Annotated in this window: 11 protein-coding genes; 10 read left to right on the top strand and 1 reads right to left on the bottom strand. The window is 71.9% G+C overall.

All coding sequences use genetic code 11. The features are described from left to right. Positions 1-81 precede the first annotated feature (81 nt). The 7 genes from GA0070610_RS26450 (at position 82) to GA0070610_RS26480 (ending at position 7,943) form a co-directional block, all read left to right on the top strand. Positions 82-408, top strand: a complete 327-nt coding sequence (locus GA0070610_RS26450; RefSeq protein WP_089003757.1) for an ArsR/SmtB family transcription factor — start codon at positions 82-84, stop codon at positions 406-408. Next, positions 408-902, top strand: coding sequence for a GNAT family N-acetyltransferase (locus tag GA0070610_RS26455; protein WP_089002549.1), 495 nt, complete (start codon positions 408-410; stop codon positions 900-902). The genes GA0070610_RS26450 and GA0070610_RS26455 overlap by 1 nt, the downstream gene beginning before the upstream one ends. Before the next feature lie 72 nt (positions 903-974). After that, a complete protein-coding gene (locus tag GA0070610_RS26460) occupies positions 975-2,393 on the top strand; it encodes an FAD-dependent oxidoreductase (RefSeq protein ID WP_089002550.1) in 1,419 nt (472 codons plus the stop codon). Beyond that, the gene (locus tag GA0070610_RS26465; RefSeq protein WP_089002551.1) at positions 2,393-3,649 is read left to right on the top strand and encodes an MFS transporter; all 1,257 of its coding nucleotides are present in this window, start codon (positions 2,393-2,395) and stop codon (positions 3,647-3,649) included. The genes GA0070610_RS26460 and GA0070610_RS26465 overlap by 1 nt, the downstream gene beginning before the upstream one ends. Positions 3,650-4,170: 521 nt before the next feature. Continuing rightward, positions 4,171-5,052 (top strand): glucose-1-phosphate thymidylyltransferase RfbA, encoded by an 882-nt coding sequence (rfbA, locus tag GA0070610_RS26470; protein WP_089002552.1) that lies wholly within the window; start codon positions 4,171-4,173, stop codon positions 5,050-5,052. A 5-nt stretch (positions 5,053-5,057) separates the two neighbouring features. After that, positions 5,058-6,035, top strand: coding sequence for a dTDP-glucose 4,6-dehydratase (gene rfbB / locus GA0070610_RS26475; protein WP_089003758.1), 978 nt, complete (start codon positions 5,058-5,060; stop codon positions 6,033-6,035). A 921-nt stretch (positions 6,036-6,956) separates the two neighbouring features. Then, positions 6,957-7,943: a helix-turn-helix domain-containing protein gene (locus GA0070610_RS26480; RefSeq protein ID WP_269458860.1), complete on the top strand. Its 987-nt coding sequence runs from the start codon at positions 6,957-6,959 to the stop codon at positions 7,941-7,943. A 45-nt stretch (positions 7,944-7,988) separates the two neighbouring features. Here GA0070610_RS26480 and GA0070610_RS26485 read toward each other — a convergent pair whose 3' ends face one another. Then, positions 7,989-9,497, bottom strand: a complete 1,509-nt coding sequence (locus GA0070610_RS26485) for an FAD-dependent oxidoreductase (protein ID WP_172896601.1) — start codon at positions 9,495-9,497, stop codon at positions 7,989-7,991. Between the two features lie 325 nt (positions 9,498-9,822). Between GA0070610_RS26485 and GA0070610_RS26495 the strand changes: the two genes are divergently transcribed. From GA0070610_RS26495 to tpx, 3 genes are all read left to right on the top strand, one after another. Then, positions 9,823-10,002 (top strand): hypothetical protein, encoded by a 180-nt coding sequence (locus GA0070610_RS26495; RefSeq protein WP_089002554.1) that lies wholly within the window; start codon positions 9,823-9,825, stop codon positions 10,000-10,002. Positions 10,003-10,076: 74 nt separating this feature from the next. After that, entirely contained in the window at positions 10,077-12,122 is a 2,046-nt protein-coding gene (locus GA0070610_RS26500; protein WP_089002555.1) for an acyltransferase family protein, read from the top strand. A gap of 74 nt (positions 12,123-12,196) precedes the next feature. Beyond that, on the top strand, positions 12,197-12,694 hold the full coding sequence (gene tpx / locus GA0070610_RS26505; RefSeq protein ID WP_231925821.1) for a thiol peroxidase: 498 nt from the start codon (positions 12,197-12,199) through the stop codon (positions 12,692-12,694). Positions 12,695-12,807: the final 113 nt, after the last annotated feature.

The following is a 12,807-nucleotide window of genomic DNA, read 5'->3' on the forward strand; positions in this document are numbered from 1 at the left end:
CGGCTCCCGCGCCGGCCGCCCCGACACCCGCTAGACTTCCATCGTCGATCGGCGATAGACGATAGAAGGAGGCGGGTGGGCGTGGACGAGCTCCTCGAACGGGCGACCGCACAGCGGTACGCGTCGTGGTTCCGGGCTCTCGCGGACCCGACCCGGGTGCAGATCGTCGAGTACCTCGCCCGCCACGCCAGGCCGATGAGCGTGGGAGAGATCGTCGCCGCCGTCGGCCTGGCCCAGTCCACCGTCTCCCAGCACCTGAAGATCCTCACCGAGGTGCGGTTCGTCCTCGTCGACCCGGTCGGCACGGCCCGGCACTACCGCATCAACGACGCCTGCGTCGGCTGCTTCCCCTCCGCCGCCGACGTCGTCATGGGCCGGCCCGCTCCTCACCCGAACGGAGCCTGCTGATGACCGACATCACCGTCCGCCCCATGGCGGCCGACGACGCCGAGCGGGTCCTCACCATCTACCAGGCGGGCCTCGACGACGGACAGGCCAGCTTCGAGACCGACGCACCCACCTGGGCGACGTTCGACGCCGCGAAGCTGCCCGCGCACCGCTTCGTGGCCGTCGACGGCGACGACCTCGTCGGCTGGATCGCCGTCTCGCCCACCTCGACGCGCGCCGTCTACGCCGGCGTGGTGGAGCACTCCGTGTACGTCGACCCCGCCGCCCAGGGCCGAGGCGCCGGGCGGCGGCTCCTCGATGCGGTGATCGCCTCCACCGAAGCCGCCGGTATCTGGACCATCCAGTCCGGCGTCTTCCCCGAAAACGCCGCCAGCCTCGCCCTGCACCGGCGGGCCGGCTTCCGGATCATCGGCACCCGCGAACGCGTCGGGCGCCACCATGGCCGATGGCGCGACGTCGTCCTGCTCGAACGACGCAGCCCCGCCATCACCTGACCAACCCCAGCCCGGGCAGAGCGCCCGTCCGCCTCACTGATTCGACAGTCTTCAAGACAGAGGAGTTACCTGATGAGCACGCTGACCCAACTGCCCGTCGTGGTGATCGGCGCCGGCCCGGTCGGTCTGGCCGCCGCCGCGCACCTGCACGAACGCGGCATCGCCTTCACCGTCCTCGAAGCCGGCGACACCCCGGGCGCGGCGGTGCGGCAGTGGGGGCACGTGCGGGTGTTCTCCCCCTGGCGGTACAACATCGACCCGGCTGCCCGCCGGCTCCTCGACGACGCGGGCTGGGTCGCCCCCGACATCGAGGCCCTGCCCACCGGCGCCGAACTCGTCACCGCCTACCTCCAGCCCCTCGCCGAGCTGCCGGCTCTCAAGCCGCACCTGCGCTACGGCACCCGCGTCGAGGCGATCAGCCGACCGGGCCTGGACCGGCTGCGCACCGCCGGCCGCGACACCACCCCGTTCCTCGTCCGCCTCGCCGACGGCGAGGAGATCCTGGCCCGGGCAGTCGTCGACGCCTCCGGCACCTGGGGCAACCCGAACGTCCTCGGCGCCTCCGGTCTGCCCGCCCGCGGCGAGCGCGACGCGACCAGGTACCTGGAGCACGCGCTGCCGGACGTCCTCGGCGGCGACCGGGACCGGTTCGCGGGCCGGCACACCCTCGTCGTCGGCGCCGGCCACTCCGCCGCGAACACCCTGCTGTCCCTCGCCGAGCTGGCCGCCGAACAGCCGGGCACCGAGGTGACCTGGGCGATCCGATCCTCCTCGCCGGCGCGCTCCTACGGCGGCGGGGACGCAGATGCCCTGCCGGCGCGCGGCGCGCTCGGCTCGCGGCTGCGCACGCACGTCGACGCCGGCCGCATCCGGCTGCTCACCGGTTTCTCCGTGCACGCCCTCACCCCGACCGACGACCGCGTCACCGTGCTCGTCCGGCACGCCGACGGCAGCGAGGAAGCGGTCACCGTGGACCGCATCGTCGCGGCCACCGGCTTCCGCCCCGACCACTCCATCGCCGCCGAACTGCGGCTCGACCTCGACCCGGTCATGGGCGCCACGCGCGCCCTCGCCCCACTGATCGACCCGAACGAGCACTCCTGCGGCACCGTCCCCCCGCACGGCGTGGACGAACTGTCCCACCCCGAGCCGGGCTACTACGCCGTCGGCATGAAGAGCTACGGCCGGGCCCCCACCTTCCTCATGGCCACCGGCTACGAGCAGGTCCGCTCCGTCGTCGCCGCCCTCGCCGGTGACTGGCGGGCAGCCCGCGACGTCCAGCTCGACCTGCCCGAAACCGGCGTATGCAACAGCAACCCCGACGACTCGGCGACCAGCGACAGCTGCTGTGGGCCGGCCCCGGACGCCGAGCCGGCGGCACGCGGGCTGGCCACCGGCGTCTCCGGTGGGCTACTGGCCGCACCGTTGCAACTGGTCACCCTCGACACCGCACCCGCTGGCGGTCAGGCTGGCGGCTGCTGCGGCAGCTGATGCCCGCCACCACCACAGTGCCCGCCGGCCGCACGGTCGGCGGGCACCACGCCCAGGGTTGGCGGATCGTCGCCGCTCTCGCCGTCACCTCGACCGTCGGCTACGGCGTCCTCTACTACGCCTACGCGGTCCTGCTGGCCCCGATGGCCGCCACCCTCGGCGTCTCCACCACCGCCGTCACCGGCGCGCTCACCGCCTCCGTCCTCGCGGGCGCCCTCACGGCCATCCCCGTCGGCCGGTGGCTCGACCACCACGGCGGACGTGCGCTCATGACCGCTGGTTCGCTCGCCGCGACCGGCCTGCTCGTGGCCTGGTCGCAGGTCCGCACCATCAGCCAGCTCTACGCCGTCATGACCGGCATCGGGATCACGAGCGCGATGGTCCTCTACGAACCCGCCTTCGCCGTCATCGTCTCCTGGTTCACCCCTGACCGACGCACCACGGCGCTGCTGGCGGTGACGGTCGTGGCCGGGTTCGCCAGCACCATCTTCATGCCCCTGACCGGCCTGCTCGAGGCACACCTCGGCTGGCGCGACACGCTGCTCGTCCTCGCCGCCATCCACGGCCTGCTCGCCGTGCCCCTTCACGCGCTCACCGTCCGCCGCCCGCCGACAGCGACGACGGCACCCGCCAGCACCACGCGGACCGGGCACGCCCAGCGGCGCGCGGTCGTCACCGCCGCGATGCGCGACGCCCGGTTCTGGATCCTCGCCGGCAGCCTCGTCGCCCACGGCGCCGCCACCAGCACCATGACCGTGCACCTCATCGGCTACCTCGTCAGCCGTGGGCACCCCACCACCTTCGCCGCCACCGCGGTCGGCCTACTCGGTGTCCTGTCCGTCACCGGCAGGCTCGTCCTCACCGCCGCCCGCCGACACCTGCGGGTCACCACCATCGTCGCCGCCGTCTTCGCCATCCAGGCCGCCGCCGTCCTCGCGATGCCCCTGCTCGCCGACACCCGCACCGGCGCCATCGCGACCGTCGTCGGCTTCGGACTCGGCTTCGGCATCACCAGCCTCGCCACGCCCGCCCTGCTCGCCGACCGGTACGGCACCACCGCCTACGCCACCATCGCCGGGCGACTCACCGCCCCCGTCACCATCGCCAGAGCCGCCGCGCCCCTGGTCGCGGCCACCCTCCTGCACACCGCCGCGGGGTACGTGCCGCTACTCGCCGCCATCGCTGGATGCTGCGCCATCGCGGCCATCGGCATGCTCGCCCGCGCCGCCACCACACCACCCGCCCCGGCCGGCTGAGACGGAAACCGCACGACACCGGCGCGCCACCCGCCAGCCCGGGCCTCAGCCGCGTTCCCGCCGCCGGCTCCCTCGCCTGGGCACGGCCATGGACAGGTCAGCGACGCGCCGAGACGGTGGCGGACGTGTCCGCTCGGGGAGCCGCCGTCGTGGTGCGCGCAGAACGGAACCGCGTCGGGCAACTCAGAAGGTGCGCACCTTCGTCCGAGCGTTCAGGATCAAGGTCCTGGGATCGGGGGAGTCGCGACCGACCGCGTCCCGGGCGGCGACGACCGGCAGCATGCCGGGGATCCGCCGTCGGGACGTGCGGGTCGCAGTCCTCGCGAGACCGTGACACGACCGGGTGCCCGGGGGTGTCCATGGTCGGCGCCGCCGCGACGTGCCCGCCGACGAAGTCCGATCCACGGGACTCACCACCCGGGGATCGGGCCCGTCGATGCCCTGCCCATCCGCTCCGCCCGAGGTCGTCCAGCCCGTTCGACCGTCCCTGACATGACACAGTTGAGGAGGACAGCTCACCCGTGAAGGGAATCGTCCTGGCCGGAGGATCCGGTACGCGGCTCTATCCGTTGACCATTCCGGTGTCCAAGCAGCTGCTGCCCATCAGCGACAAGCCGATGATCTACTACCCGCTCTCGGTCCTCATGCTCGCCGGCATCAGGGAGATCCTGATCATCGGCAAGGCCGCCGACCTGCCGCAGTTCCGGACCCTGCTCGGGGACGGCTCCCACCTCGGCCTGGACCTCACCTACGTCGCGCAGCCGGAGCCGCGCGGCATCGCCGAGGCGTTCCTGCTCGGTGCCAACCACATCGGCGACGACCAGTGCGCCCTGGTCCTGGGCGACAACATCTTCCACGGCACCGCCTTCTCGAAGCTGCTCCGTGACGAGGTCCGGGACCTGCGGGGTTGCACGCTCTTCGGCTACTCCGTCAAGGATCCGGAACGCCACGGCGTGGGCGTGACCGACGAGCACGGCAAGCTGATCGACATCGAGGAGAAGCCGTCCCGGCCGCACTCCAACCGCGCGATCACCGGCCTGTACCTCTACGACAACGACGTGGTCGACATCGCCAAGAACCTGCGCCCGTCGGTCCGGGGGGAACTCGAGATCACCGACGTCAACCGGGCGTACGTCGCGGCGGGCCGGGCCAAGCTCATCGACCTCGGCCGCGGCTTCGCCTGGCTGGACGCGGGGACACCGGAGGCGATGCTCCAGGCCAGCCAGTACGTGCGGACGCTGGAGGAGCGGCAGGGCGTACGCATCGCCTGCATCGAGGAGACGGCGCTGCGGATGGGCTACATCGACGCGCAGACGTGCTACCGACTGGGCACGAGCATGTCGGGCTCGAACTACGGTCGGTACGTGATGGACATCGCCGAGGAGTTCGGGGCGTTGGTGTGACCAGGATGCTCGTCACCGGCGGAGCCGGTTTCATCGGTACGAACTTCGTGCGCCACACCCTGGCGCACCACCCGGGCTACCGCATCCGGGTGCTCGACAAGCTGACCTACGCCGGTCACCGGTCCGTCGCCGAAGACGCGGAGTTCGTGCACGGCGACGTCTGCGACGCGGAGCTGGTCGAGCGGCTGGTGGCCGGCAGCGACATCGTCGTCCACTTCGCGGCCGAGTCGCACGTCGACAACTCGCTGCGGGACGCCGACGCGTTCGTGCACAGCAACATCATCGGGACGTACGCGCTGCTCCAGGCGGTGCGCCGGCACGACGTACGGCTGCACCACATCTCCACCGACGAGGTCTTCGGCGACCTGCCGCTGGAGGGCTCGGAGCTGTTCCACGAGGGAACGCCCTACAACCCGTCGAGCCCGTACGCGGCCACCAAGGCGGCCTCCGACATGCTGGTCCGGGCGTGGGTGCGTTCGTACGGGGTGGCGGCGACGTTGTCGAACTGCGCCAACAACTACGGCCCCTACCAGCACGTGGAGAAGTTCATCCCCCGGCAGGTCACCAACGTCATCGAGGGCCGGCGGCCCCGCCTGTACGGCCAGGGGGTCAACGTCCGCGAGTGGACGCACGTCGACGACCACAACCGGGCCCTGCACCTGATCCTGGACCGGGGCCGGATCGGCGAGACGTACCTGATCGGCTCGGGCGACACCCGCACCAACCGGGAGGTCGTCGAACTGGTGAACCAGCTCATGGGGAGGGATCCGGGCGACTTCGAGCACGTCCGGGACCGGGCCGGGCACGACCTGCGCTACGCCAACGACAGCACGAAGCTGCGCAGCGAGCTCGGGTGGGCTCCGGAGTACGCGGACTTCCGGGCCGGCCTGGCGGCGACCATCGACTGGTACCGGTCGAACCGGGACTGGTGGCAGGAGGACAAGGTCTCCACCGAGGCGGGTTACGCACTCGTGGATCAGTAGAACCGCGCCACCGACCAGGCGGGCGCCGATTCCGTCGCGCTCTTTCGCTCCGATCACCCCCCAGCGGACGCGTGAGGGCTACGGGCACACATCGGCGCCCGCCTCTTGTCGCAAACGCGACACATTTCATTCGCCGCCGGTTCTCCGGATCGGGGTGCCGACCGCCGCCCGTCCGGAAGACCGTCCGCGCCCCCTCCGCGCGCTGGCGCATCCCCCTTTTCTGCCACGCGCAGCGGAGGGCCGTAACAACAATTACAGGGCCCCGCGAATGGCCTGCCTTCCGTTCCAAACCGGAGTCGTGCGTTCCGCCCTTCGCGCCGGCCATCGGCCCCCACCTCGGGTGATCCGCCGTTCCTCGCGCCGCGCGTCGCTCCCGCCGATCCTCCGCGAGGACGCCCCGCCGCACGTGATACAAAGACAGCCTCCGATGTCAGGGCGCCTTTGGTGGCGCCCGGTCGCCCTCGTCCTAGGCGCGCGCAGAGCGGACCAACCACACCAATTTCGCAACTCGCCCAAAATCTACAGTTCCGCCATAGGCAGGCTATGGCCCAAATGCCATAAAGCTATCCGAATCATCACGAGGCGGGCGGTAATCGCACGGAAATAGTCCGCCTGAGTCTGATATGCGGACCAGTCATTCGACTACTTTCCGCAACGTTGACCGCCACTTTCCGTTGACATAGCATCGAGTTGGCCCATTGAGGCGCGGACATTGTTTTCGCAACTCGGCAATTGGTAACCAGTCACCCGACCGCACTCGCGCATGGCGAGGCGGGCCTTTCATGACCAAAATCCAAATCATTACCAACGACAGGGTCTCTCGCAACGGTAGCGTCAGGGACCTGTTCGCCGACATTTCCTCTCGTTGGGGGCATGATGGAAGATCACGTCAGAACAGCGATCCAACGCGTCATCGAGAAAATGCACAGCGATGTGGGTGAGCAGTTCACCGTGGACGAAATGGCACGCACGGCCGGGTTCAGCAAGTTCCATTTCTGCCGGGTCTTCCACCGGATGACCGGGGTCTCCCCCGGGCGCTTCCTCTCCGCGCTGCGCCTGCAACGGACGAAGTACCTGCTCGTCTCCACCTCGTTGAGCGTCACCGAGATCAGTCACCTGGTCGGCTACACCAGCGTCGGCACGTTCAGCACCCGCTTCAGCAGCAGCGTCGGCACCTCACCCACCAACTACCGCCGGCTCGGCGGGGTGCTGCCCCGGCCCCGTACCGACCAGTGCACGCCCCCGCCCGCCGGCACGGGCCCGGCGCTGCGCGGCGAGGTGCGCACGCCGCCGGGCACCAGGCCGCACTGGATCTTCCTGGGGCTCTTCCCGAGCCGGATCCAACAGGGCGAGCCGGTGCGCTCGGTCTTCCTGCCGGGTCCGGGGCCGTTCGTCCTCGACCAGGTGCCGGCCGGCGAGTGGTACCTGATGGCGCACGCGGTCGACCCGGGCGCCGGCGCACCCCCGGCCGCGGACACGCCCCGCGACCTGCTCGTCGGCGCCCACGGGCCGGTCGTGGTCCAACGTGGCGCCCCGCCCCGGCCCGTGGACCTCGTCCTCCGGCCGCGGGAAGCCTTCGACCCGCCGGTGGTGCACGCCGTCGCCGACGCTCCCCCGGGCGAGGGGCTCCTCGACGCGCGGGCCGGCGGGCCGACCGTCGAGCCGTACGGCCCGGTGGGCGACCACGCCCGGTGCGAGGGTGCCGGACGCTCGCTGGTGGTCTCCGCGCGGCCGCGTCGCATGACCGACGGCGTACGGCCCAGCCGGCCCACCCCGACCCGGGCCCCCGGGCCGTCCCGGCCGGGACGGAACACGCGGCCGTACCTTCCGTGGCCACCGCCGCGACCCGAAGGGCCGACGCAGCAGTCCACCGACGAGGTGGACGGCGGCAACCGCGGCAAACAGTGAGGCTCACGGCCCGGCCGAGGTCCCGTCGGCCGGGCCGTGCCATCCCTACGTGTCGACCCGGTCGGCCTTGACCAGGGCCGCTGCCACCCGCTCCCGGGCAGGTGCCGCAGGCGTACGCGCCGACGGGGCCGGCATGTCCCGCGACAGCCAGAGCACCCGGGCGAGCAGCCGGAACCGCCACAGCTCCCGGGGGCGGTCGATCAGGCCGGCGAACCGCATGTACGCCCGGGTGACCTCCGGATCCTTCGTGCTGGCGTACTGCACCCGGCGCAGGTAGGCGTTGTAGATCCGGGTACGCAGGGGACGGGGCGCCACCACCCCCGGGAAGTCCAGGTCGCCCCGCGTCGAGATCCGCCAGGGGTCGATCATGAGTCGGGCCACGTCCCGCAGGAAGGGGCGCGGGTCGGCGGCGACGTCGCGGGCCAGGTGCCGCCGCAGGGCGGTGATCTGCATCGCCGCCGCCGTCATCCCCTGCCCGTAGACCGGGTTGAAGCTGCACACCGCGTCACCGAGTACGACCAGGCCGGCCGGGAACCGGGACAGCCGCTCGTAGTGCCGCCAGACGCTGGCGGGAAACGTGAACGACATCGGGGCGCTGGTCGGCTCGGCGTGCTCGACCGCCTGGTAGATGTCGGGCACCGGCAGCGACCGGACGTACTCCTGGTAGCCGTCCGGATCGGTCGGCGGGTGGTCGCCGAGGATCCCGGTCAGCGACAGCCGGACGTCCCCGGTGGCGGTCTGGCCGAAGAAGGCGCCCCGGGGGTGGGCCGGCGAGGCCACCGGGTTGATCGCCATCGGGCCGTCGAACGTGCCGGGCGGCCGACGGTAGGTGCGGGTGGTGTAGGCCAGGCCGATCGTCATCCGTTCCTCGGTCGGGCGCTCGTACCCCAGCTCGGCCAGCCACACCGGCAGGCGGGAACCCCGGCCGGTGGCGTCCACCACCAGGTCGGCCCCGACCTCGAACGCCTGCTTGCCCTCCCCTCGCTCCACCAGCCGTACGCCGGTGACCCGGCTCCGGTCGGGCGAGGAGAGCAGCCCGAGCAGTTCCGTGGACTGCCGGTAGGTGACGTTCGGCAGCTCCGCCACCCGCGTACGCAGGTAGTTCTCCAGGACCGGTCGGTTGCCGGCGATCGACAGCAGGCCGGTCTCCGTGCGGTACATCGGCCGGCCGTCGAAGTACCACCGCATCAGACCGAAGTCGCGCACCGGCAGGCCGAGTTCCCGCGCGTCCTCCAGCAGGTTCGGAAACAGCTCCGCGAGGATGCCGTACCCCCGGGCGTGCAGGCCGTGCGCGTGCACGGCGTGCGAGGCGCCGCGCCGCGGGCCGACCGCGCCGAGCACCTCGTCCCGGTCCACCACCACGACCTCGCGGTACCACTCGGACAGCACCCGGGCGGCCAGGGTGCCCGCGATGCTCCCGCCCGCCACCACCGCCCGCTCGCCGATCAGCCGGGGGGTCGGTGCCGCCGGCGGCCGTCCCCGGATCGCGGCCAGCAACCGACCGACCAGCCCGCCGTCCCGGTCGCCCGTGCCTGCTCCAACTTGGTCGCCCATCGCTCCGATGCCTCCTGTGGGGTCGCCCGGTTCGCGAGGGTGGACGAGGTCGCGTCCACCGTCGCGGCGCCGAGCCGCAGCAGGGCCACCGAATCGCCCGTGCGCACCGCCCGTGTCGTGAGGCTCGGCCGTGTGCTGCCCATGCAACCACCGGGCGTCCGGCCGGATCTTCCTCCAACGTGCCCAGTCCCCGCCGCCCCGCGCGACCGGTACGCCCCAGCGCATTCTCGAAGGTGAATCCGGTGCCGGCCTCGGACCATCGTCATACCGGCGGTCGCAGTCACCGCCCCCGCCGTCGGGTGGGCTGCGAGATGAGGACGGACAGATGCCCCAGTTGACTCACAACGAGGACGGCTCCACCACTCTGAGCATCAACTCCAACGAGTTGAAGGCCCTGCGGGACCTCGTCATCGACCGCGTACCGGAGCTGAAGCGGGTGCGGGAGATCGCCGACAACCCGGACGTCCGGACGACCCTGCGGTTCGTGAAGTCCGTCATCAGCTGACCGCACGACACCACGTGCGGTCGGTCGCCTGTGCTCCTCGCCCGCCCAACTGGAAGGACGATGACGTGAGCGTCATGACGAGGGACGTACGCCGCAGCGGGGGTGCGGGCACCGGCGGCGGCCGGTCGCCGGCGATCTTCGGCATCCGGGGCCTGGCCGCGCTGGCCCTGCTGACCGTCCACGTGGCCATGTTCTCGGGGCTGCTGGGCACCAAGGCGTTCGGTACGCCACGCCCGCCGAGCAACTGGCTGGGCGCGTTCTTCGTCAGCGGGCTGCCCTCGTTCATCGGGGTGTTCTTCGTCCTGCCCGCGCTGTTCCTGTACCTGCCCCTGGCCAAGGCGATCATCGCCGGCACCGAGCGTCCCCCGCAGGGCCGCAACGTCGTACGCCGGCTGATGCGGCTGCTGCCCGCGTACTACGCCATGTACCTGGTGGTGCTGGTCCTGCTCAACCGGGACGCGGTCGACGGACTCTGGTACGTCCTGCGGCCGATCCTGCTGCTCCAGATCTACTCGCCCACCCCGTTCGCGCCGAACTTCATCAACGGCATGGAGGTCAGCTGGACCGTGCCCAGCATGGTCCAGTGGTACCTGGCGCTGCCGCTGATCGCCGCGGCCACCCACCGGTTCGCGGCCAAGGGCGCCACGCCGGTGAGCCGGGCCCGACGGCTGCTGCTCCCGGTGCCGGTGCTCATCGGCGTCGGGGTCGGCTGGCTGTTCCTGGTCAAGGGCAACGGCTGGGACAACCGGATGGTGTTCTGGTGGCCGCAGGGCTTCGCGCCCACCATCGGCATCGGCATCGCGCTGGCCGTCCTGCTGGCGTTGTCCAAGGTGTCGCCCGCCGACACCCCCCGGCTGCTCCGCGCGGCGGCGGCCCGTCCCCACCTGTTCTGGTTCGGCGCGCTGCTGGTCTACCTGGTCAACTGCGCCCGCCCGTTCAGCGTGATCGGCATGGACGCGATCTACTCGACCAGCGGCCTGTTCATGACGTACGTGATGGTCGCGCTCTTCGGGCTGCTGGCGTCGCTGCCGCTGATCTCGCCCGGCGCGGCGCCCTACCGGCCGGTCCACGCGGTGCTGACCGCCCGGCCGATCGTCCACCTCGGCCGGGTCTCCTACGGCGTGTACCTGTGGCACTTCGCCGTGATGCACTTCTACCTGCAACCCGGCAACATCCTGCGCGGCGAGGTGCGCCCCATCCGGGAGCTGTACGGCCAGGCCGGGTTCTGGGAACTGGAACTGGTCACCCTCGGCGGCGCGGTGCTCCTCGCCTCGCTCAGCTACTACCTGCTCGAACAGCCGCTGGCCGCGCGGGTCGACCGGCTCCTGGGGCGGGGGAAGGCACGCCCGCGCGCGCTGCCCCGGGCCCCGCTGGTCGCGACGCCCGCCGCCGTGGTGCTCAGCGGGGACGAGGCCGCCACGACCGTGGCCACGGTGGTGGCCGACCGGGACGCCATCCAGGCCAACCTCGTCGACCTCGAGCGCGGCTTCGAGCGGCAGCCGCTCGTCGGGACGGAACTGACCGGTGGGAGCCGGCAGAGCAGGGACCGGGCGCGGGCCGATCTGGCCCGGCTGTGGGAGATCTTCAACGCCTACTCGGCGGTCGTCGACGAGGTGGCCCGCCCGCTGGCCGCCGACCGTGGGCCGACCGCCGCCGACCTGGACCGGATCAGTGCCCTGCTGAGTCAGGCGTCGATCCTGGTCGAGGGCCCGCCGCCGCCGCTGGTCCAGCGTCACATCACCGAGGACGGCCGGGTCCGGTTGACGGTCGCGGCGGCGGTCGAGCAGATGAACGAGCTGTTCCACCGCACCGCCGTGCTGGTCGCCGCGGCCCAGGCGGTCCGGACGACCGTCGCGCCCCGGCTGGCGCAGCTCGACGCCGACCTGGTCTCGGCGGGGCGTCTCGTCGCGGACCACGGCGACGAGTCGCTCGCCACCGCCCTCGCCACGGTGCGGGACGACCTCCGGCGGCTGCACGACACGTTCCGCACCGACCCGCTGGCCCGCTGGCGGGACGGCGAGGTCACCACCGCCGACCTCGACGAGCTGCGGGACCGGATCGCGGCGGCGCGGGATCGCGTACGTGCGCACGCCCCCGAGGCGCAGGACGCCTCCAGCTGACCGTCAGCCGACCGGCTGGCCGTCCCCGAACCGGACAGGAGACCCGCATGACCGTAGCCGTGCACCGTAGCGGCGTGACCACCTTTCGCGGCCGACCCATCACCCTGCTCGGCCCGGAACTGCACGTCGGCGACACCGCACCGGACTTCACCGTGCTCGCCAACGACTTCACCCCGGTCACCCTCGCCTCGTCGGCCGGGACGACGCGGATCTTCTCGGTGGTGCCGTCGCTCGACACCGACGTGTGCGACCAGCAGACCCGCCGGTTCAACGAGGAGGCCGCCCGGCTGGACGGGGTCAGCGTGCTGACCGTCTCGGCGGATCTGCCCTTCGCGCAGAAGCGCTGGTGCGGTGCCGCCGGCCTGAGCGGCGTCGAGACGCTCTCCGACCACCGTGACCTCTCGTTCGGCACGGCCTACGGCGTGGCGGTGGCCGAACTCCGGCTGCTCGCCCGCGCCGTCTTCGTGGTCGATGCCGGGGACCGGCTGGCGTACGTCGAGTACGTGCCGGAGATCGGCCAGCATCCCCGCTACGACGACGCCCTCGCGGCGGCGGCGCGGGCCGGCGGCTGACCCGACCTCCATCCACCGCGTCGTCGGCGACAGTCCGTACGACACGAGGTGCCCTCCGATTCGGTGACCGGATCCACGTCCGGCCCACCGAATCGGGGGGCACCGTCCGTGTG

Origin of the sequence: Micromonospora echinofusca, assembly GCF_900091445.1 — a bacterium.
GTDB lineage: Bacteria > Actinomycetota > Actinomycetes > Mycobacteriales > Micromonosporaceae > Micromonospora > Micromonospora echinofusca.